General features: G+C 48.2%; 15 protein-coding genes. 10 read left to right on the top strand and 5 right to left on the bottom strand.

Translation table 11 applies throughout. The annotated features are described in order from the left end of the window. Positions 1-18: 18 nt before the first annotated feature. Entirely contained in the window at positions 19-810 is a 792-nt protein-coding gene (gene asd, locus ACFPOF_RS22540) for an archaetidylserine decarboxylase (RefSeq protein ID WP_378136842.1), read from the bottom strand. 175 nt (positions 811-985) lie between these two features. On the opposite strand from asd, the gene ACFPOF_RS22535 reads away from it, so the two are divergent. Next, positions 986-2,143 carry a glycosyltransferase family 4 protein gene (locus ACFPOF_RS22535; RefSeq protein ID WP_378136841.1) on the top strand — a complete coding sequence of 386 codons (1,158 nt, stop codon included), beginning with the start codon at positions 986-988 and terminating at the stop codon, positions 2,141-2,143. A gap of 120 nt (positions 2,144-2,263) precedes the next feature. Here the strand turns inward: ACFPOF_RS22535 and ACFPOF_RS22530 are convergent, their stop codons facing one another. Both ACFPOF_RS22530 and ACFPOF_RS22525 read right to left on the bottom strand, forming a co-directional pair. Continuing rightward, positions 2,264-3,595, bottom strand: coding sequence for an Nramp family divalent metal transporter (locus ACFPOF_RS22530; protein ID WP_378137123.1), 1,332 nt, complete (start codon positions 3,593-3,595; stop codon positions 2,264-2,266). Positions 3,596-3,906: 311 nt separating this feature from the next. Continuing rightward, on the bottom strand, positions 3,907-4,308 hold the full coding sequence (locus tag ACFPOF_RS22525) for an ArsR/SmtB family transcription factor (protein WP_378136839.1): 402 nt from the start codon (positions 4,306-4,308) through the stop codon (positions 3,907-3,909). A gap of 198 nt (positions 4,309-4,506) precedes the next feature. Between ACFPOF_RS22525 and ACFPOF_RS22520 the strand changes: the two genes are divergently transcribed. Then, complete coding sequence (locus ACFPOF_RS22520; RefSeq protein WP_378136837.1) at positions 4,507-12,441, top strand: WIAG-tail domain; 7,935 nt, start codon at positions 4,507-4,509, stop codon at positions 12,439-12,441. A gap of 370 nt (positions 12,442-12,811) precedes the next feature. Here ACFPOF_RS22520 and ACFPOF_RS22515 read toward each other — a convergent pair whose 3' ends face one another. After that, positions 12,812-13,039 carry a helix-turn-helix domain-containing protein gene (locus tag ACFPOF_RS22515; RefSeq protein WP_378136835.1) on the bottom strand — a complete coding sequence of 76 codons (228 nt, stop codon included), beginning with the start codon at positions 13,037-13,039 and terminating at the stop codon, positions 12,812-12,814. A gap of 649 nt (positions 13,040-13,688) precedes the next feature. On the opposite strand from ACFPOF_RS22515, the gene ACFPOF_RS22510 reads away from it, so the two are divergent. The 5 genes from ACFPOF_RS22510 (at position 13,689) to ACFPOF_RS22490 (ending at position 17,234) form a co-directional block, all read left to right on the top strand. Continuing rightward, positions 13,689-14,240 carry a helix-turn-helix domain-containing protein gene (locus ACFPOF_RS22510; protein ID WP_378136833.1) on the top strand — a complete coding sequence of 184 codons (552 nt, stop codon included), beginning with the start codon at positions 13,689-13,691 and terminating at the stop codon, positions 14,238-14,240. 360 nt (positions 14,241-14,600) lie between these two features. Next, on the top strand, positions 14,601-15,062 hold the full coding sequence (locus ACFPOF_RS22505; RefSeq protein ID WP_378136831.1) for a hypothetical protein: 462 nt from the start codon (positions 14,601-14,603) through the stop codon (positions 15,060-15,062). A 181-nt stretch (positions 15,063-15,243) separates the two neighbouring features. Further along, positions 15,244-15,792: a site-specific integrase gene (locus ACFPOF_RS22500; RefSeq protein WP_378136829.1), complete on the top strand. Its 549-nt coding sequence runs from the start codon at positions 15,244-15,246 to the stop codon at positions 15,790-15,792. Between the two features lie 239 nt (positions 15,793-16,031). Then, positions 16,032-16,328, top strand: a complete 297-nt coding sequence (locus ACFPOF_RS22495) for a hypothetical protein (protein WP_378136827.1) — start codon at positions 16,032-16,034, stop codon at positions 16,326-16,328. Between the two features lie 627 nt (positions 16,329-16,955). After that, the gene (locus tag ACFPOF_RS22490) at positions 16,956-17,234 is read left to right on the top strand and encodes a hypothetical protein (RefSeq protein ID WP_378136826.1); all 279 of its coding nucleotides are present in this window, start codon (positions 16,956-16,958) and stop codon (positions 17,232-17,234) included. Positions 17,235-17,297: 63 nt separating this feature from the next. Here ACFPOF_RS22490 and ACFPOF_RS22485 read toward each other — a convergent pair whose 3' ends face one another. Then, positions 17,298-17,474 carry a hypothetical protein gene (locus tag ACFPOF_RS22485; RefSeq protein WP_378136824.1) on the bottom strand — a complete coding sequence of 59 codons (177 nt, stop codon included), beginning with the start codon at positions 17,472-17,474 and terminating at the stop codon, positions 17,298-17,300. Positions 17,475-17,579: 105 nt separating this feature from the next. Here ACFPOF_RS22485 and ACFPOF_RS22480 point away from each other — a divergent pair, with 105 nt between their 5' ends. The 3 genes from ACFPOF_RS22480 (at position 17,580) to ACFPOF_RS22470 (ending at position 21,695) form a co-directional block, all read left to right on the top strand. After that, complete coding sequence (locus tag ACFPOF_RS22480; protein WP_378136822.1) at positions 17,580-19,088, top strand: recombinase family protein; 1,509 nt, start codon at positions 17,580-17,582, stop codon at positions 19,086-19,088. Between the two features lie 223 nt (positions 19,089-19,311). Beyond that, positions 19,312-20,490: a toll/interleukin-1 receptor domain-containing protein gene (locus ACFPOF_RS22475; protein WP_378136820.1), complete on the top strand. Its 1,179-nt coding sequence runs from the start codon at positions 19,312-19,314 to the stop codon at positions 20,488-20,490. 152 nt (positions 20,491-20,642) lie between these two features. Continuing rightward, on the top strand, positions 20,643-21,695 hold the full coding sequence (locus ACFPOF_RS22470) for a beta/alpha barrel domain-containing protein (RefSeq protein ID WP_378136818.1): 1,053 nt from the start codon (positions 20,643-20,645) through the stop codon (positions 21,693-21,695). Positions 21,696-21,965: the final 270 nt, after the last annotated feature.

Genomic DNA, 21,965 nt, shown 5'->3' with positions numbered 1-21,965 from the left:
GTTTTTAATTGGATGGACTCAAGAACGCCGCAGCAACGTTCCAAGCTTCTCTCCCATGCGCACTTTGTCGCCGACGAGGAGATCCGAACGCGGTTGCAGCGTACCGTCTTCAGTCAACAGCACAATCGTCGAACCGAACTCAAAATACGCGAGTTCGTCACCGCGACCGAGTAATTTCGGCATCGACGAGACATATTTGATACTTGCCACATTCAGCGCACCGACTTTGACGACGGCAGTCTCCCCAACATCGCTGCGTATGTAGGTTACGAGACGTTCGTTGCGGGACAGTACGCGGCGCATCGACGTCAAACCGAACTCGTTGACCGGGTATACTTTGCCGACAATGTGCTCGGTTTCGACGATTTCACCTTCGCACGGCGAATGGATGCGATGGTAGTCCGTCGGGCTCAAATAAAGCACCCAATAGTAGCCTTGTTTGTATTGGGAAATGCGTGGCGAGCCATTAAGCAGCTCGTCCAAAGTATAGTCCTGTCCTTTAACTTGAAGCAGCAAGCCGTCTTGAATGACGCCGCAGCCGGTAATTTTGGCATCCACAGGGCTTACCAGCGCGTCCGGGGAACGATCGATCGGACGTTTGCCCGGTTTCAGTCTACGGGTAAAGAAATCGTTCAACGATACATATTCGTCAAGCCGCTTCTCGGCATCCTCGACCGGAATGCCGTACATTTTCGCGAAGCGCGGAATCCATCGGCGGCTCATGGAAGATTTGGCGAATCGTCCCGTCATACGGGACACGAATTTGCGCGACGACAGTTCCGTCATCAAACGCAGCAGCCATCGGGTCATGCGGCCGAGCACTCCTTTGTTATCAAATCGCTTTGTTTGTTCCCGAGAATTGTGACACATTGCCCGCTAAAGTGCAATAGTCGCGATTGGGCGGGTAGCCGCCGTGACTGATTCCCCGCCATTCGTATATGCTGTTTCGTCAAGCCTAGAATAGGTCTGCAAGGAGAATGCGAAAATGCTGAAAGCGGCATTCGTAACCCCTGGAGCATATCCGGTCCCGTCGTCGATGGGCGGTTCGGTAGAACGCGTCGTAGAGAAAGTCGTTCCGATCTTGTCTCATGCCGTCGATACGAGAATATACGGTAGAGTCGCCAAGCGATTGCCCGCGATCGACAGGCTGAGCGGCGTAGTCCGGATCGAACGGCTGCCAGCTGCGGACAAGAGGCGTTACATTCGGCTCGTGCGAGACAGACTGGTGAAATTCAACCCGGACGTCATTCAAATCGAGAACAGGCCTCAATGGGTTCCTTACTTGAAAAAAACGTTTCCGAACGCCCGTGTCTGGTTGAATTTGCACTCAACGACTTTCGTTAATCCTCCTTACATGAACGTGTCGTCTAGAGCACGATATTTGGGTGCAGCCGATACGATTCAAGTAAATAGCGAATTTCTGAAATCGTATATCGGCAATATCGTTCCTGGTTCCGCCGGCAAAATCAAAGTCAATCCATTGGGCGTTGACGTCGCGCGGTTCACCGGCAAATCGTCTCCTGAAGGCATGAGAATCAGTGCGGAATGGCGCCGCAAGAAAGGGTGGGGTCGTCGACCGATCGTTCTTTATGTCGGGCGACTCGTGCCGCAGAAAGGCATTCATTATTTGCTAGATGCCGTTCCCGCGCTTGTCGCGCAGGTGCCCGACGTGCTAGTCGTCATCGTCGGCAGCGCGCGTTACGGTTCTCACCGCCCGACGCCTTACTCGCGAAGGCTTCGTAGGCAAGCCGCTCGCTGGAGCAAACATGTTCATTTTCAACCCTACGTGCCGCATGATCAAATTCCGCATTGGTTCGTCATGGCGGACGTCGCCGTGGTCCCTTCCGTCGGGCAAGAGGCCTTCGGACTCGTTAATCTCGAAGCGATGGCGGCAGAATTGCCGGTTGTCGCTACGAAAGCGGGAGGCATGAAGGAAATCGTCGTCGATCGTATGACGGGTTATCTTGTCGCGAACGAGAAGACGAAGTTGGCGGCGGAACTGGCGGCACATGTCGGTTTCCTGCTGGGCAACGAAGCACTGCGCAAGGATATGGGACGCAACGGCAGGGAAAGGGTATTGGCTGAGTTCCAATGGAAACATACGGCGGAAAGATGGCTGAAGTTTCAGAATGAGCGGAAATAACCGCGCCTTACTAGAATGCCCCGAGTTACCGCGCTCACGCGAGCGCCATATGCATGAAAGAAAGCCCGCTCCATGCCTCGGTGGCAAGGAGCGGGCTTTTTTCGAATGGGCGTAAATCGATCAACCGAAAAACGTTTGGTAAAGCAAATACGCGTTAAGCCCCATAATGATAACGGCAATCGTCCAGGAAAGAATGATAAGCCATGGCTTGTTAACGAAGACACCCATCTTCTTCTTATTGCTCGTGAACTGGACGAGCGGCACAACAGCGAACGAGAGCTGCAAGGAAAGGATGACCTGGCTCAGTATAAGCAGGTCCATTGTGCCTTTCTCCCCGTACAGCGCGGTTACGATAACGGCTGGAATGATGGCGATCATCCGCGTAATCAGCCGGCGCAGCCAAGGAGCAATCCGAATGTTCAGAAATCCTTCCATAACAATCTGTCCGGCGAGCGTGCCGGTGAGCGTCGAGTTCTGTCCCGAAGCGAGCAGGGCGACACCGAACAAGATCGCGGCGATCGACGAGCCGAGCATCGGAGCGAGAAGATGATACGCTTGATCGATTTCCGCGACATCGGTTTTGCCGGCGGTATGGAAGACAGACGCGGCGAGAATCAAAATGGCGGCATTGATAAATAGAGCGAAAAACAATGCGATAGTCGAATCCCACGTAGCGAAGCGGATGGCTTGTTTTTTGCCGGAATCGGTTTGTTCGAATTCGCGCGTTTGCACGATCGAGGAATGCAAATACAGGTTATGCGGCATGACCGTTGCGCCGAGAATGCCGATTGCGATGTACAGCATTTCCGGATTGGTGACGATTTGCGAAGAAGGAACGAAACCACCCAGAACATCGCGCACAACGGGCTGAGACCATATGAGATCGATGGCGAAGCAAAGTCCGATTATGGCGATGAGAGCGATGACGAACGCCTCCAAATAGCGGAAGCCCTTATGCTGTAAAAATAAAATGACTAGAATGTCCAGCGCGGTCAATATGACGCCGTACAAAATCGGAATGTCGAAAAGCAAATTGAGAGCGATCGCAGCGCCAATAACTTCAGCCAGATCACAAGCAGCGATTGCAAGTTCGCATAGCACCCATAAGACGTAATTGGTGCGCTTGCCATAGCTGTCACGGCACGCCTGAGCCAGGTCGCGTCCCGTGGCGATGCCGAGTTTGCCGGACAACGCTTGAAGAACGATGGCCATCAAATTCGAAATCATAATGACGGACAGCAGTGTGTATCCAAACTGCGAACCGCCAGCGAGGTCTGTCGCCCAATTGCCGGGGTCCATATAACCGACTGCAACCATATATCCAGGGCCGGCAAAAGCGAGAAACTTACGGAATGTCGAACCTTTCTTCGGAATTCGTACCGATCGGTAAGACTCCGGCAACGATTGCGTGTCTCTTTCGCGTCTCCAGCCTCCTTGATCGTCGGCCTTCATTGGAGCCGCCGCCGCAGTGGAATGGCGGGATGCGGATAGTACGATATCGTCATTCATGAAAACACCTCTTCTCAGGTAATCCTCTAGTTGTACATGGTAACAACTGTAGCGCTCGCGACATTAATTTTCCCTAAGGCAAAATCTGAAGATGCTTATAATATACGCTCGATCCGTGAAAAAGTAAACGGTAATGCCGAAATATTTCGGTGAGCTTGTTTGGAAAAAGCCCGCCTTCACGGTCGAAGGCGGGCTAGGTCGCGATAAAATGTATGATGTGCCGCTGAGCGACCAGTCATTCGGTCAAGCTTCCTTTACCGGTGTTCGAGATGTTGGAGCGTTTGAATAAAAATTTGTTCGATATGGTCATCGTCAAGCGAGTAAAACACGGATTTGCCGCTTTTTCTCCGTTTGACCATACGCATATTGCGTAAATAACGAAGCTGATGGGAAACGGCCGACTGATTCATGTCAAGAAGAACGGACAAATCGTGAACGCAAAGTTCCTGATGCAGAAGCGCACCGATCAGCTTGACCCGTGTCGGATCGCCCATCGCTTTGAACGTCTCCGCCAGCCGCGCCGCCGAAGCTTCGCCGATCATCTCTTCCCGCAACCGGTCGAGGGGGAGCGATGAATGGTCGCAGGTATCTGCTTCCTGGCTAGCGTCCAGTTCCAAATCTTGTTCTTCGCCTTGTTCGAGCGTGTGAGCATCCATTCCGTTGTCCTCCGATTCTGGCCGACGATCTTTCTTTCATTATAACGCAACCCGGTTTCTTCTGAAACCTGGGTTGTTTCGCGCTGCTCCGCTTCGTTCCGCCCAATATCGTCCGCGCCCGTTCCCCGATTGTGTGACGCGCCTATGGGTGAATGCATATGATACTGAAGATTTCTATGGAAGAGGAAGGAGAGGGACATGAAAAAGAACAAGTCGAGCAAAACGTCGAAGTCGCGCCGGCCGCTATACTACGTAGACAATCCGAACAAATCCGAGCTGCAATGGCTGGATGACATAAAAAAACCGAGCGCCAAACCGATATCGCTTCATTCGTCGGCGACGGCGGTGCCGCCCCAGCACAATGAAGACCACGCGACTAGAACGGAGCAAGCGCCGGTTTCCGCCTCGGCCCCGGCTTCGGCAGGCGAGGAACGCGCTAAAGCGATCGCTCGGGAACAGTCGCATTCTTTGCAGTCGGACGCAAAAGCGAACGTTGAACAGCCGACAAACGCTCAAGCGGCAGCCAAATCGAGAGCGGCTCCCTCCGCGCTCGGACCGATTCGCACGAAACCGGCCACTACCGCCAAATTCGTCCAATCGTCCAAATCGTCACGAGATCGACAACCGGAAGCTGCGACTGCGAACGGAAATGCGGAAGAACTCGTTGCGATCGCCACTACGCTAGCTGCCGGAACAGGAGCATTCGCCGCAGTCGAAGCCGCCGATGCCGTTCGGCCTGATGCGGTGGCGACTTCGGACCTATCTGTTGCGGGCAATCAACAGACAGAACTCCAGAATGCCCCTTTTTCTCAAGAGTCAGTGAAGGACGAATCGCCTTCGGAAGCGATCGCCGCAGAGTCGACGCTTGACAGGAACACTCGCCAATCCCGGCTGGACGAGAAGAGAATCCCAGTGCGTCCTGCCCCAATTGTGTATACGGACGATTATGCGGACGAATCGGTGACCGGCGAGAAGCTTGCACCCTATTCGATTTTGGCGAAACATTTGGCCAGCGATGCCGTGCGCACGGAGTCCCTTGCGGATTTTGCGGTGACCGCGATCAAACTGGCCGACGGTTCGATTACATCTTCCAAACTCGCGCCGGAATCGGTTATCGGCGACCATTTGACGAAAAATTCGATCTCGGGTCAGAAAATACGGGATCGGTCGATTACCAGCGAGAAATTGAAGGACGGCAGCGTGTCTTCCGAGAAGCTCGCAGACCGTACGATCAGCTCGGATAAAATCGCGGAACGTTCGATCCAATCCAAGCATTTGGATTTGTCTGTCATTTCTGCGGAGCTGCTACTCGACGGCAGCATCTCATCGGACAAAATTCGCAGCGGCGGCATCCGCAGCGAGAACTTGGCTAATGAGAGCGTCGATACTTCAAAGCTGGGCGAAGCGTCCGTAACCTCGTCCAAGCTGCGGGACGGATCCGTTACGAAAGAAAAACTGGCGGAAGGCGCGATTCAGTCGGGGCACCTGACGGAAGGCGTCGTGCTGGCCGATCATATTGCGTCGGGGGTGCTGCAGGGAAAGCATTTAGCTCCGCGCTCCGTGGCCGCGGAACATCTGGCGGACGGAGCGGTCGGAACGCGGGAACTGTCCGACCAGTCGGTTTCCGCAAGCAAGCTGGCACCGAATTCCGTTCTATCGGAGCACCTCGGGGTCGGAACGGTAGAAGCGGAGCACCTCGGGGCAGAAGTCGTTGAGACGAAACATGTAGCCGATGAAGCGATCACGGCGACGAAACTGGCGGAGCAATCGGTAACGACGATGAAAATCGTCGATCATGCGGTCACCTCGACCAAAATAGCGGATCAAAGCGTCGTGTCCGGCAAGTTGGCAGACGAATCGGTGCAAGTCAGGCATCTCGCCAAAGGTTCGATAGCCTCCGACAAGCTGGCCGACGGCAGCATAGAGTCTCGACACCTCGTCAACAAATCCGTGGAGGGCAGACATCTTTCCGAACGGACGATTGGCAGGGAGAACGTGCAAGACGGTGCGATCGGCTCCGCCCAGCTCGGGAACAAGTCGGTAGCTGCCGCCCATCTGGCTGAAGGAGCAGTTGGCACGAATCAGCTCGCACAAGGCGCTGTCATCTCCGACAAACTCGGCGAGCAATCGGTTAACAGCCGGCATCTGGTGCAAGGAGCAGTTCAGACGGCTCATTTGGCTGCGGAGAGCGTAGGGTCTAAGCAAGTCGCTTCCGGAGCTCTGCAGTCTCGCCACTTCGAACCGGAATCCGTATCCGGAGAAACGCTGGCGAGTGCTTCCATCGAAGGTCGTCACATTCGTAGCGGGGCGATTGAACCTTCGCATCTGGCGTCCGGATCGGTAGGCACGTCCGCGCTGCAAATCGAATCGGTGACGGAGAAAAACATCGCGCCCGGAGCGGTGGGAGAACGTCAGCTCGGTATTCGCTCGGTTTTTTCCCATCATTTGACGGACCACTTGATTACATCGCTGAAGCTGTCGCCGGAGTGCGTGTCAACGGATAAACTTGCGGATAACGCGGTCACAGCAGCGAAGCTGGCCGACGACAGTATTAACGCCGCTAAGCTGGCGGACGCCGCTGTCTATGAGAGAGCACTGCAGGATGGTGCCGTATCCAGCAGAGCTCTTGCCGAAGGGGCGGTCGGTGCCGTTCATTTGCGCAAGGGGGCGGTGCAAGCCCCTCATCTGGGCGACGAATCCGTCACGACGGATGCGCTGGCCGACGCCTCGGTTCATTCGGGCAAACTCGCTGGGGGCGCAGTGAAATCCCAGCATCTCGCGAACCGGGCGGTGGAAGGACGGCATATTTCGGAGCAATCTTTAACGGATATCCATCTGGCGGAAAAAAGCATCAAGTCGCAGCATTTGAACGATGGCATCGTTACGGTGGAGAAGCTGGCGCAGGGCAGTGTGGACGGCGGAAAGCTGCAAGCCGGCTCAGTAACGGAAACCCACCTCATGGCGCAATCGGTGTCGGCATTGCATTTGCAGCCCGACGTGATCGATTCGGGGCATTTGCGCGCCGGGGTCATCGGTAGCGTTCACTTCTCAGCGGCAAGCGTGAAAGAAGCTTCCATTGCGAATTATGCCGTGACAACCGACAAGCTCGCGGATGACAGCGTCACTGCTCGGAAACTGGCAGCGGACAGCGTGCAAGCCGGACATCTGCATCCCGACAGCGTGAGCGGCAAACATTTGCAGGCGGAGGCCGTTCATGGCTACCATCTGCGTAAAGGTACGGTATCCGTATCCCACTTGGCGCCCGACTTGCTTGAGCTCGCCAAAAACGGCGAACGTCGCATTGACGCTGAACGGATCGAGCCCAACGCGGTCAGTTCGGTCCATTTGAAAGATCGGACGATCACGTCCGATAAAATCGCCGACAGCAGCATCGGGACGAATGCGCTCGCTCCTCGCGCCGTCACCGGAGAGAAGCTCGCCGACGGCAGCGTGTCTGCCGAGAAACTGGCATTGGGCAGTATTGGATCTGCACATCTTGTCGAAGGAGCGATATCTTCCTTTCAGTTGGCCGAAGGAAGCGTGACATCGGGCAAGTTGGCGCCGGAAAGCGTCGGTACCCGCCAGTTGGCTACCGGGGCAGTCACGTCAGACGTGCTGGCCGACGGCAGCATCACGACGGAAAAACTGATGGACGGTTCGATTACAGTCGATAAGCTCGCAGGTAATACGATCGGCGCAAGTCAGTTGGCATATGGCGCAGTGACGCAGGACATTTTGGCGGACGGCAGCGTCTCGTCGGAGAAGCTGATAGATGGCGCAGTGACGGTAGATAAGCTGGCAGGAGGCAGCGTAGGAACGAGCCAACTCGTTTTCAGTGCGGTGACGGCTGATATTTTAGCGATAGCCAGCGTGTCGACGGAGAAGTTGCAGGACGGCGCGGTAACGGCTGAGAAACTGGCGGAAGCCGTTGTCGGTACCGAACAACTGGCGGAAGGCGCAGTGACGACGGCGAAGCTCGCGCGGGGCAGCGTTACGGGGGCGAAGCTGGCGGACGGACAGATCACTTCCGACAAAATGGCGTTCGGCAGCGTTGGTTCCTATCAACTTGTAATCGGCAGTGTCACGACGGACCGGCTGGCTAACGGCAGCGTGACGGAGGAGAAGCTGGACGATCGGGCGGTGACGTCGGAGAAGCTGGCGCACGGGAGTGTCGGTACGAATCAGCTCGTTTTCGGTGCGGTGACGTCGGACATCATCGTCGATGGCGGCGTGACGGAGGAGAAGCTTGCGAACGAAGCTGTAACGGCCGACAAGTTGGCAGCAGGAGCTGTCGGCACAAATGCGCTTGCGGCAAGATCGGTTACCGAATCGATACTGGCGGACGAAAGCGTGACGACCGGGAAGCTAGCGGATGGCGTTGTCACGACCGACAAACTGTCGGGCAGCAGCGTCGGCACGAGTCAGATTGCCGACGAGGCCATTACGGCGTATAAGCTGGCCGAAGGCAGCGTCACGACGGGGAAAATTCCAGATAGAGCGATAACGTCGGAGAAGCTGGCATTCGGCAGCGTCGGTACTGAACAGCTCGCTCGCGAGGGCGTAACTGCCGAGACGCTGGCGAACGGTTCCATCCTAGAGGAGAAGCTGGCGGACGGATCGGTGTCTCGCAAGAAGCTGGCGTTAGGGGCGATCGGAGAACATCAGTTGGCGCAAGGCGCGGTGACAGCCGACAAGTTGGCACCCGGAACGTTAATCGCAGATCATCTGGCTGCGCCTCTAATGAATTACTTGACTTATGTCGGCGAACCGATCGTCGAGGAACGGTTGGCGGACGGATCTGTATCTCGCGAGAAGCTGGCGTTAGGAGCGGTCGGAGAAGAGCAACTGGCGAATGGCAGCATCTCTTCCGACAAGCTGGCGCCGGGTATCGTCGGAGCGGAGCATTTGGCGGCCGGCTCCGTTCTTTCGGAGAAAATCGCATCGCGTAGCATCGCCTCAACCCACATCATTCCGCGTTCGATTCTCGGCTACCATCTCGGGGAGCAGACGGTGTCTTCCAGCCATCTGAAGCCGCAGTCGGTTACGGCGACGCATCTGTCGGATAGCAGCGTAACAAGCGAGAAGCTTGCCGATGAAGGCGTAACTTCACGTAAACTGGCTGCAGACAGCATCGGTCCCGGCCATCTGCAAGCCGACAGCGTCGGCGGCAGGCAGCTGCGGGCGGAATCGGTGCTCGGCTATCATCTTGGTCACGGCTCAGTCGAAATATCTCATCTCTCTCAAGAGCTGCAGGAGCTCGTCAGAAACGGGGAGCAACGTTCGGAGCAGCCGGCATTGGAAGAGCATTCGATTGAAGCCGTACATCTAAAAGATCGGTCGATTACGAAAGCGAAACTTGCGGTAGGAAGCGTCGGTACGGCACAACTCGCAATCGGGGTCGTTACTTCGGATCGAATCGCGGACGGCGTCGTCACGGCTCACAAGCTGGCCGAGGAAAGCGTCGGCACTAGCCATATCGTCGATGGGTCCATTACGGGGCAGAAACTGGCCGAAGGCGCGGTATCATCCGATAACCTGCTGGACGGCAGCGTGACGACCGCGAAGCTTGCGCCAGGCGCCGTAGGACCGGAACATATCGCTGCGGGTTCGGTGACGGCAAGCGCAATTGCGGACGGAGCCGTGTCCGGTTCGAAATTGGAAGACGGTTCGATCGGCGGAGAGAAGCTCGCCAACGGTTCCATAACCTCCGATAAGTGGGCGGAAGGCGCAATGTCCGGTGCGAAACTGGCGGATGGTTCGGTGACCGGCGATAAGCTCAGCGTCGGCACGGTATCCGGCGACCGGTTAGCCCCTGGAAGTGTATCGGATGCTCATATCGCGGAAGGTGCGATTACGGGACGTACGCTGGCGGATGGCATCATTACGGAAAGCAAGCTGACGACCGGTTCCGTGACGACGGAGAAAATCGAGGACGGAGCGGTTACGGGCCTCAAACTCGCGTTCGGCATCGTCGGTCCTGAGCATTTTATGGTTGGCGCCGTAACGGAATATGCGCTGGCGGACGGCGTTATCGTCAACGACAAGTTGTCGGACAGTTCAGTCTCGGAGAATAAGCTCGCTGCGGGATCGGTCGCGACAGATAAGCTTGTCGACGGTGCGGTGACAACCGAGAAGCTCGCAGACGGAGCCGTGACGGCCGACAAACTGCCGGATCGCTCGATCACGTCCGACAAGCTCGCTTATGGAAGTATCGGCTCTGAGCAACTGGCGTCGGGGTCGGTCACGGGGCAAGCGTTGTCGGAAGGTGCTGTGACCGGCGAACATTTGGCTCCTGCGCTGTTCGAGTATTTGTCGCGTATCGGGGAGAGAATCGGCGAGGACCGGCTCGTGACGGGCTCGGTAACCGGCGACAAACTGGCCCCCGGCTCGGTAGGTGCCGTGCAGCTCGAAGACGGCTGCATCTCTGCCGATAAACTTGCGGAAGGAAGCATCGGTTCGAGCCAGCTGGCGGCAGGGGCGGTCGGCACGGAAAAGATCGCGACGAGAAGCGTCAGCTCGTCGCATATCATCCCGGGCTCCATTCAGGGCTACCACCTTGGGGAACTGACAGTTGATTCCGAGCATCTAAACCCGGGTTCGGTGAAGGAAGAGCATCTCGCATCGGACAGCGTGACGGGCGATAAACTCGCAGAAAATAGTGTCTCGTCTGCGAAGTTGGCCGCGAACAGTGTTAGCGCAGACCACTTGCAGGATGGCAGCGTGTCGAGCTCGCATTTGCAATCGGAAGCGGTGAAGGGTTCCCATCTCGCGAACGGCCAAATATCCCTCACACATCTTGGGTCCGATTTGCTCGATTTGCTGAAGAAGGGCGAAGAAACGATCAGCGGCGAACGGCTTGCGCCTCTATCCGTAAGCGCGGAACATTTGCAGAAATCGGCCATTACGGAATCGCATCTTGCAAGCGGCAGCGTCGGAACGGAGCAACTTGCAACGGAAGCCGTGACGACCGACAAGCTGGCAGAACTGAGCGTGACGGCTGATAAGCTGGCTCAACTCGCTGTAACGACTGATAAGCTGGCAGACGCGAGCGTCTCATCCGATAAACTAGCAGATTGCGGCGTGACGACCGGGAAACTTGCTGATCTTGTAGTAACGTCCGATAAACTGGCTGATCTCGTAGTAACGACCGACAAGTTGGCTGATCTGAACGTGACATCTGATAAGCTGGCGCAATTGGCTGTAACGACCGATAAGCTGGCAGACGCGAGCGTCTCTACGGATAAACTTTCAGAACTAGCCGTGACGACCGACAAGTTGGCCGACCAGAGCATAACGTCCGAAAAACTTGCACCGACCAGCGTCGGCACCGATCAACTTGCAGCGGGAGCGGTGACCTCGGACATTCTGGCAACTGGCAGCGTCGGTACGGGTCAACTCGCCTTCGGTTCAGCGACGGCAGACATATTGGCGGAAGCCAGCGTATCGGCTGCAAAAGTGCAGAACGGCGCAATCACATCAGAGAAGCTGGCTGACGGCAGTATCGGCAAGGAACAATTGGCGGACGGCGCGGTAACAGAGTCGAAACTGGCCGTGGGCAGCGTGACATCCGAAAAACTTGCGGATCTTTCCGTCACTTCGGATAAATTGGCTGTCGGTTCAGTCAGCGCTGACCACCTGTCGACTTCTTTATTCGATTACTTGTCATACGTAGGCGATAGCATCGGAGAAGAGCGTCTGCATGACGGGGCGGTGACCAGCGGGAAGCTGGCGATCGGCGCGGTCGGCACGGAGCAACTGGCGGATGGCAGCGTCACAATAGAGAAATTGGCACCGGGCACCGTCTCTGGGGAAGCTCTTGAGAACGGCAGCGTATCGGTCAGCAAGCTTAGCTTCGTTCCGTTTATCGCACAAATGCCCGGAATCGGTATTCTGTTCGGCAATCAGCCTTATGCGTTCCAAGGTGCGGCAGAATCGATCACGCTTACCGTATCGTTCGAAACGCCGTTTGCGGACGATCAATACACGTTTATCGCGATGTCCGACCATCCTTCCTGCAGCTGCGTTCTTGGCGGCAAAAAAGAAACGGAATGCGAACTCGTTGTTTATCGCACGAGGCTTGGGCCGGAACCGAAAGGTTTCATTCAGTGGTTGGCCATCGGTAAGCAAGCTTGACGGATACACGAATGAACGGCGCCGGACACGGCGTCGTTCTTCGTCGCGTCTTCCGATGCCTACGGAATAGAGGTACATATGCCGTTGCGCATGGACACGTCACACATGGGATGTTCGCGTGAATCAATAAAATGTAATAAGAATTGGTAAAACTTAAAATGTGTAAGACTCATGAATATATAAATAGTGCCTAAGAGGCCCCAGATTGCCCCAGATTCATCTCCAAGATTAAAGATATAAGACACATATTGAATTCCATTTGGATGTCCCAGATTGAATCATAGAAGCCTAAAAAATGAACTCCTACGACACATAGTCGCAGGAGTTCATTTTTTGTTACTCATTTCAGTTAAGATGTAGATCGTCAATTTTATTTCCGCATTTCAGCTTCCACCAGTGCAACTAACTCGGATGCCTTCATTTCCAAAGCCGAAGCAATCGCAAGTAAAGAATTCAAAGTAGGCTGATGAATGCCGCGTTCCAGCATGGAAATGTATGTTCGATCAAGGTTACTGCGAAAGGCGAGTTCTTCTTGGCTGACTTTTTGTTTTTTTCGAATTGTTTTTAAGACATATCCGAATATGGATTCTGAGTTCAAGTCGACTACCTCTTTTTGAACTCATTATCGATTTCCTTGGTTATAATTCCACGTAGTATACTCTACAAAATTATATATTTCGATATTTTTTTGTGATATGATCGAATGGTGGGGTATACAAAATAAGGAAGGGGAATTTGGCATGTCGAATGATCTTGTGCCTTGCGAAAAATGTAAACAACCTATCTCGGATAATGCAAAAGTCTGTCCGCATTGTGGGGCGAATTCACCTAATGCAGTACGAGACTTCAAGTGGAACGTTATTGGATGGGGAGCACTCATCCTGATTCTATTCTTGATTGTGAAGTTTAGAAGTTAGTCGAACCCAAGGAAGTTTAGATCAAGTACAAGATAACGGCTAAAAGCGAATAAAAAGAATCGTCAATTTCGCTAGAAACGAGTGAAATGTCCCTCGAATCGCGGCTAAAAATGTAACGAGTTTTTCCAAACATACAGTCCATAAATGGACCGCCTCTTCTTTTCGAAGGAGCGGTTTTTCTTTTGTTAAAATCTGCATACGAATGCAATACCATATGGTTGTGGAAGGAGAACTCATTAAAAAATGGCTCTTTGAAAACAGAAAATATAATGAATGCCGAGGAGAATAACAGGATGAAAGGATGCAAAAGAACGCTTGGGACTAAACGTCATGAAAAAACAACATATTCGAGTCCCCTATGAATTATTGGATTTATCGATTGCACATGAAGCTAAAAAGGTCTATTTTGCACTGCTATATTTTCGAGACGGCGCGAAAAAACAGATCAAGGTCAAAATCCAAAAGATTGCGGTACGATCAGGGTTGAAAGAGAGACAAGTCAGAAAACATATTCGAACCTTATGCGATTCCAATATGTTGTCGCGTAAACAGATTATACATGGGAAAGAAGCATGGGGCTGCAACGAATACACGATCAAATGCGATGAGACTTATTATGCCGCAATTCCTTATGAAATTGCCTATGACGAACGCCTATCCGCATTGGAACTGATGACGTACTGCACGTTGAAGCGCTATACCGACTTGAATAAACAGGAATATAGTTGCCGGATGGATAAAATAAAACTGGCGAAGAAGGTTGGTTGTTCAACTAATCACATCGATAAAGTAAAACGAGCGCTTAAACAAGCGGGTTACATCGACTATGATCCTAATCAAACGCAAATAACGCTCATTTATGAACGACAACTTAAAGGTTAAGACAGCCCGTGGCTGTCTTAACCAAAACCACTGAATAAAAGCTGAACATAAACAAAGGATTACTCAGAAGAGAAGAAAATAACGCGAGAAGGATGCAGCGAGGGTACCCTCGCTGCTACTATTTCGAACCTTGGTGAGAAATAGTACTATATTTAGATAATATATTTAGTAATGTGGGCACTCTCGGATTCAACGAAGTGCATTTTGGGATTATAGTTACTTCGCTGAAGTAAAATTTCGAATTTACTTCGCGAACATTTATGAAAGTCATGTTTAAAGTTCGAAGCGATTCTGAGTAGAATAATTCATTCTCAAATCTACAACAAAAATTAATAACAGTAAAAGGCTGGCGGCTAAACGATGGAAGTTGAAACACTTCGCAATATAATTGATTACCGAATGATTATTAGGGCTGATGATCCTACTTCTGAAGAGGAAATTCGACAGATTCGACTGGAACTGGGCGAAGAGAAGTATATTGTTCGAGAGGCGGTCGTGATGTTGAAACGCATGCAAAGAACCTCGCTGGATACGTTATGTATGGTCGAAGGGACTTTACATTTTCGCGATTACGATCAGGGAGCAGGTAATCCATGGCATCAAGACGATGCAGAGTATTCAGCTTTAAACGCATTCTTTACGCGATTCACCATGTTTGGCGACTGGAGTCAGAATGAACTACTTCGGACGATTGAACTGGGTATTCAACGAAGGTTAATTCTGTCCTTGCCGGATGATGTATTTAATTCGGTCGTGACCGCTGATATTTTATGCGAACCTGGACACTATGTTCCGTTGCCGTTGGATCAAGAATCAAGTTGAGTCTGCGAGGTAAGCATGTAACATATTTATATTGTGTTACTTGCATGAAATACCCACGAGGCCTTACCCGGCTTACCTTCGTGGGTATTTCCATATTTTCGCTAAAATAGCCGTGTACGTCGAATGTAACACTTTATATAATTACTATATAGTTAATTACATTAAGTTAGTGGTGATGAACATGGAGTTTGTGGAACCGATTCGAAACAAAAAACAAATCGAAGCGATGAAGAAATATTTACGCGGTCAGAATATCCGTGACTACCTTTTGTTGGTGTTAGGTATCAACTCCGGCCTTCGCATATCGGACTTGCTAAAGCTGAACATCGAGGATGTGCATCGGCAGGAGCGGATCAGCATCCGGGAACAAAAGACCGGTAAACGCAAGGACTTCCCATTGTCCGATACCTGCAAAAAAGCTATACAAGATTACGTGAAGGAAACGGGACGACAATCTGGCGTGCTGTTCGCGAGTCGCAAAGGTAACAAGCCGATTTCGCGGATTCAAGCGTATCGCATTTTGAACGATGCGGCTCGACAGGTGAGAATAAAGGAAGCGATTGGTGTCCACTCAACCCGCAAAACGTTCGCGTACCATGCCTATCAAAGCGGCGTCGACATCACGCGCATTCAAAAGCTGCTGAATCATTCTTCGCCGGGCGTGACACTGGCATACATCGGAATAACCAAGTCAGAGCTGGATGAAATCTATATCAGCCTGAATCTTTAGGTGAAATGTGACAGGATTGTGAATTCAAAAATGTAAGCGCTTCACCTACGTAATCCGAACAGAAATTTAAACACTATCGGCAAATATTTTCTGAGCGCATAATGAGGATATAAATGAGGTTGGGGGTTGAATATAGAAAAAATAAAATAATATTTTGCGAACCTCGCTCTTTGAAAAATAAATACTTATCCATCCTCGCATAAAGCGAACCAAACAAACGCTAAAGGAGAAATGAACAAATGAAATGGTTGAACGAAATTGAAAAATGTTTTAATGAGGCTGCAGGAAATAACTTTTTGGTTAGCTCCGAGCGCAGCGGTAGAGAGATCCACTATTGGATAGATCCATTGTATGAAGACAGTTTTTTGGATACTTTGGATTTGTTCATCAATTTGGAAACGCGTAGAGCGCGAATAGTAAAAGAAATCGACCTTGTGATGTACGAGCGAGAAAACCTTACGCTCAAAACTGCCTACAACCAACTTTACAGATTTATCGCAAACGCGGATACTGTCGACGAAGACATCTATTCCTAATTTGAATGATCGAGTTTAGGGCTAGCGCATCGTGCTGGCCCTTTTCTTTTGTCCAAAATAGAATTGAAGTGTCACAACTGTACATTTTAGTACCAGCTTTAAATTTACACTTCTTGTCCCTGAAAGAGCAAAAGTAATTATCTGTCCAACGACTTGTATGAATTATTGAAGTGAAAACAAGTGGACAGGAAGTGTAAATATGGATAAAAAAGTGTTACTACTATTTGCAGATGCGATTCAGCGAAAGAAGATCATACGATTGACATTTAGGACGAAAGATAACCGGACGTTAATCAGAAAATGTGCGCCCCTCGATTTAGCACCCAGTCGGAGAACAAATAATAAGCAGTATAAGTTTCACTTTTGGGATTTCGATAGCATACCCAAACCGCATCTTCTAAGTATCAGCCCCGAACAAATCATTGAATTGGAGATCATGCAAGAGCATTTCGACCCGAAGCAAGTCGTAACATGGGACAGTTCAAATGCACATTGGACAATCGCAAGAGATTGGTTCTAAGAACCGCTATGGCTCGTGCCATAGTTTTTTTGCTTCGCCGTGTACAAGGGCATCACGACTTGATACGATCGCGATCGTAAAGAACAAACACGATGGAGGCCGTATCGATGAGTGGTAAAACAGTTAAGCAAGAGCAAGCAGAACAACTGCAAGTGGCGGCAGAGCGTGCAGAGCCGAAAGTGCGTCAAGACGAGGAACTGGTAATGCCGGGTCGTTTTGGCGTGACGAACAAGCAGTTGATTCCGGCGATCAAAGGAGCGATTGCCGCCGGAGATGTGGAACGTCTGTCCCTGCTCAAGGAGCGTTACCTGTACATTTTTGCAAACTCGCAACGTTATTTGAAGAAGACTGAGCGAGAATACATTGCCGTACATTTGAAGACATAAACTAAGATAAATGGTGAACAAGCCGGAACATTCATTAATGTGCTCCGGCTTGTTTTTATTTTGTTAAGATTCGTCGGTTGTTTGGGTAGAATGCTCTATTCCTTGTGGAGAGTTGTCATATTGTTGACCCGACTCGGTCGTTCGACTAATCCAGTCGAATACATGCTGATGAAATTGCCGAACAGCTTTGTCTGAAGGTTGATTAAGTTCTTTAACCACAAATTGAAATTTATTTTGCATGAATTGTGCCTCCATAGTGAAAGTTGGTTTTTCGAAATAAATCGAAAAGCCCAGCATTCTAAATGGTAGGTCACGAAATATTAACAAAATCAGGAGAAAAGTTAGATGGAAAGTAAACAGATTAAACATGTGGCCGTATATTTACGAAAATCCAGGGATGAAGGGGAGTTCGACGATGTGCTCTCGAAGCACAGGGATACCCTTCTAGCCCTTGTAAATAATCGAAATTGGTCCTATAGGCTGTATGAAGAAGTGGCTTCTGGTGAAAAGATCGAATCCAGAAAAGAAATGCAGAAGTTACTCCGCCATGTTGAAGATAAGATGTATGATGGTGTGGTTGTAATGGATATTGACCGTCTAGGGAGAGGTGAAAATAAGGATTGGGCATTGATCAAGGATACATTCCTGTATTCTGAAACGGTAATCATCACGCCAAATAAGATTTTCGATTTAGAAGAAGATAATGACGATGTATCGTTCGATTTTATGTCCATATTCGCTAGGTTAGAGTACAAGACGATTAAACGAAGAATGAGACAGGGAAAAGAAGCCGGGGCACGGAAGGGCATGTGGACAAGCGGCAGGCCTCCATTTCCATATTACTATGATAAAAACACAAGATCACTCGCAGTAGATGAAACGAATCGTCCCATTTACAGAGCCATCATTGAAAAATATTTGAACGATGAAAATCTTATCGATATTGCAATCTGGCTGACGAACAATAAGATTCCGACACCTTACAAGATAAAACCCAATGGCAAGGATAAAGGCTGGTCGCATGTCACGGTTAGACGCTTGCTGAAATCCGATGTTCATTTAGGATACATCACATTTGGAAAAACACGAACGAAGCGTGGACAAGTTGAAATTGTTCCTGATGAAGAACGAATTAGGGCGATGGGTAACCATGAAAAATTAAAAACTCCAGAAGAACACGAAAAAATCATTGAGCGATTAACTAAAAACAAATTGATTAATCCAAACGCAAGAAGGAATGTCTTGCCTTTATCTGGATTGGTCGTTTGTGAAAAATGTGGACATAGGATGCAGCTGAGAGTCGGCTACGGCAAGGGCAAAGGGAAATATTGGACTTTACTATGTAACTATGTTTATAAGGACGGTAGCAAATGCGAACAGAAAGGCAAACAATTGAATGATGATTTTTACAATGCGCTATTCGAACGAATCATTCACGTCGACCCACAAATATTAAAAGAAATCGAAATTCATGGTGTTCGATTTAACGATACAAAAGTCATTATCGAGGTAAAGGAACAAGACTTGAATAAACAGAAGCGTGCACTGGAAAAATTGTATGAATCATATGAAGAGAGCGTTATAACAAAACAAGAATTTGTTGAACGTAAAGAGCTTAGAGTTAGGCAGATTCATGGTTTAGAGGAAGAGATTCACGAATTGAGAAGAACACTCGAGAATAAAGACAATTTTCCAACGATAACCAGCATGTATAAACGGATTGATAAATTTCAAGAGATATGGAATGGCGCAGTTACAAATGAAGAAAAGAACAAGGCATTAAAGCAGTTGGTGGAGAGAATTGTGTATGATCGTGATGAGGATCGAATTGAACTGACGGTATGCTATAAATAATAAAATCGAAGCAGAGTAAGCCGCCACATGAGGCAGGCTTATTTTGTATAGGCACATTTTCATATATTGCCGACTGTTGTATAATGAAAAAATTACCAAAATCAATTGCGGATGAATTATTTTGCTAATTTGATAAAAATCCTTCTATTTCTTATTGAAGTTGAAATTAACTAAGTATGGATTAATGGAATCAATGATTAAAATTACAATTGGAGGGTTTATTATGCGATTTAATAATTTTATGACAGACATTGTGAGTTTGATTAAAACTGACGGGCAAGAATATTCCAATATTAAATCATCAGTTCAGAAAAACAAAATATTCATTAATGATTCGAACCTTCCTATTGAGGAAGGAGATCACTTTATACGTTTACTAGCCAATGGATTACAGGAAGTGTATCTGGTTTTAGACCGTGGATACTATGAGGGATTTGGAGGTATTAAAGCTCATTATCAAAGTGAGGTTAAAAAAGTTCCTTCCATGCCTTCCAAAACTAAGAAACTACAAGCCGCTACCGAAAAGATTTTTTTGTCTTACTCTTGGAATGATAACAAAGTTGCGGACTCTTTTGAGATTATGTTTAGAACAAAAGGAATTAATCTTACTCGTGATTTACGTGACGTGGAATATCGCCAAAGTTTAAAGGAATTTATGAAGAATGTAAGAAAATCTGACTACGTTCTTATGATAATAAGCGAACATTACTTGAAGTCGATTAACTGTATGTACGAAGTCCTTGAATTTGTTAAAGATGATGATTATAAGGAGCGGATTTTGCCGCTAGTTCAAAAGGAGACTGATATTTTTAATGCTATTGGAAGGAGTAAATACATTAAATATTGGCAAAATGAGTTTGAAAGGTTGCATCATGAGATGCAAGGCCTGGACGAATTAAATAGAACTGATATAGTTAATGAATTAAAAAAGGTAGAATCAATCCAACGGCAATTAACCGACTTTCTTTCTATAATTGCTGACATGAACATGGTTACTTTTGAGGAAAACATTACGGGAAAAGATTTCTACATGATCTTCAATCTTGTACGTCCTTCTAAGAATAAAGAACAAGATGTTCCTATGGGCTATTATGTATTAAATGTGCCAAGGACAATAACAAGTGACGTAATGACATGGTGGGCTAACGGAAATAGAACTTATACCGATGACTTAAACGAAGCTCGCATTTTTACGGAAATTGAAATTTTGGGTTTTTTTAACGATGAGCACAAATCCAAGAAATTTGCGGGATTTCCTATTCTTGAACTTGTATCCAAATTCAATCAACCTATAGTTCCATTCAAAGGAAAGTTTTTGTCAATAATCGAAAACAATCAAAAAGAGATATTGGGAAATTCCAATATTTACTTAGATGAGGAAGAGGTTAAGCTTTATATTTAGATGCTTGCTTTCATGGAATAATCAAGTATACAGATTGGCAATAAGATTAAGTTATCTTTTTGTTCGTGGTAGGTCAGTTAACTTAATAATTTGTTGAAACTTCTTTACTTAGATTAGTATTATCAAGGGAATTAATGTTTGGAGGATGATTAATGAAGTTTTATTTCAGTTCAATGTACATTAAGGAACAAATTGATACTTTAGATGATCTGTTGGAAAAGATAAGTCCAAATGCAATTCAGTTGCATTTGGATACGAATATATGTATTTATTTAAGGGAATTTATAAGGGAACCAAGTAAAACTGTTTCTAATGTTGTTTTGTGGGAGGAGCTTAGGAATCTTTTAAGGGTAATCGAACAATACGATCTTGAAGTTGATTATTCTTTAGGTGTTGAGGAGTCTTGCAGAGATCTCGGTAGTTTTGCAGTAAACGAAGAGAAGTTATCAGAAACACTATTATTATTAAATAAGTTGTTTAAAATGGATTTTTTACAAATGCTGGATCATAGTAAATTAATTCAATTCTCTGACCCTGTAAAAGATAAAACACAACGCCAAACATCAAAGGGAAACAGCCTAGAACAACAAAGTGTCTTTCAGAGATTGATGTACGTAAGTTATGCTTGTTTGCTGAAATTATACCAATTATACTATCTAAATTCGGAAATGAAGAATATAGACAAGATGATTTTTTATTTAGATTTTTTAGCAAATGAAGTGAATTTAATGAGTATGTCTCATATTATATATGGGCATTTATTGTTAAGTGGTCATCCAAAAGCAAGAAAACTTATACATTCAGATAAAAAAACAGTAGAGCATATTTTTCATTCAATTTGGAATGCATCCCTCGATTTAACATTTCCAACTTTGGTTAGCCAAAAATTTGTTTCTGACAAAATGATTCCGGTTTTTGTGACAAGGGATGAAGTATTATGGTTAATTTTTGACTCTATGAAGATGAGATTTATGATTACGGATGGTAATAAATCAGCTCAACCACCTTTCATGGAGATGAATTTATCAAAGACAAAATGGACATCTACAGAACTAAGAATAATAAATAAATATCATATGAAAATACAACGTAAACGATTGTATGCATTTATTAACAGAGAAGAGAGTATCGAAACCCAGATTAACAAAATAAAAAAACTTTGTTTTGATCTTGAAAACACATTAAAAGCTTCGTTGTGTATTTGAGTAGTTGTTAAGAAAGCTGAGATTAATCAAAGTTTTTCGGTTGTAGGTCTCTGGAATTTAATCCAGAGATCTTTTGTTTTTTCAAAGTTGAACTGGATAAAGAAAAATCTCTACAGTGTGTTACCCCGTATAGTTCACCTGTCTATTGAAAGGATTAAATTCAGGGCAAATAACATGAATATGCGCGAGTAGGCCATTTGATTACACACACAAACTTGTCACACATACAATGTCATGTATACCGTTGCCCGACTTTGAGGGGGATTGATT

This window comes from Cohnella soli, from assembly GCF_042655525.1.
GTDB classification, from domain to species: domain Bacteria; phylum Bacillota; class Bacilli; order Paenibacillales; family Paenibacillaceae; genus Cohnella; species Cohnella soli.
Note: the sequence above shows the minus strand (reverse complement) of the source record. Positions and strands in the feature narration are given on the sequence as shown.

Bases quoted from the DNA above. Each gene is read 5' to 3' on its own strand.
- ACFPOF_RS22520 (WP_378136837.1), top strand. From the start codon at position 4,507: ATGAAAAAGAACAAGTCGAGCAAAACGTCGAAGTCGCGCCGGCCGCTA.
- ACFPOF_RS22525 (WP_378136839.1), bottom strand. From the start codon at position 4,308: ATGGATGCTCACACGCTCGAACAAGGCGAAGAACAAGATTTGGAACTG.
- ACFPOF_RS22500 (WP_378136829.1), top strand. From the start codon at position 15,244: ATGGAGTTTGTGGAACCGATTCGAAACAAAAAACAAATCGAAGCGATG.
- ACFPOF_RS22475 (WP_378136820.1), top strand. From the start codon at position 19,312: ATGCGATTTAATAATTTTATGACAGACATTGTGAGTTTGATTAAAACT.
- ACFPOF_RS22485 (WP_378136824.1), bottom strand. From the start codon at position 17,474: ATGCAAAATAAATTTCAATTTGTGGTTAAAGAACTTAATCAACCTTCA.
- ACFPOF_RS22510 (WP_378136833.1), top strand. From the start codon at position 13,689: ATGAAAAAACAACATATTCGAGTCCCCTATGAATTATTGGATTTATCG.
- ACFPOF_RS22480 (WP_378136822.1), top strand. From the start codon at position 17,580: ATGGAAAGTAAACAGATTAAACATGTGGCCGTATATTTACGAAAATCC.
- ACFPOF_RS22530 (WP_378137123.1), bottom strand. From the start codon at position 3,595: ATGAAGGCCGACGATCAAGGAGGCTGGAGACGCGAAAGAGACACGCAA.
- ACFPOF_RS22535 (WP_378136841.1), top strand. From the start codon at position 986: ATGCTGAAAGCGGCATTCGTAACCCCTGGAGCATATCCGGTCCCGTCG.
- ACFPOF_RS22490 (WP_378136826.1), top strand. From the start codon at position 16,956: ATGAGTGGTAAAACAGTTAAGCAAGAGCAAGCAGAACAACTGCAAGTG.
- ACFPOF_RS22505 (WP_378136831.1), top strand. From the start codon at position 14,601: ATGGAAGTTGAAACACTTCGCAATATAATTGATTACCGAATGATTATT.
- ACFPOF_RS22470 (WP_378136818.1), top strand. From the start codon at position 20,643: ATGAAGTTTTATTTCAGTTCAATGTACATTAAGGAACAAATTGATACT.
- ACFPOF_RS22495 (WP_378136827.1), top strand. From the start codon at position 16,032: ATGAAATGGTTGAACGAAATTGAAAAATGTTTTAATGAGGCTGCAGGA.
- asd (WP_378136842.1), bottom strand. From the start codon at position 810: ATGACCCGATGGCTGCTGCGTTTGATGACGGAACTGTCGTCGCGCAAA.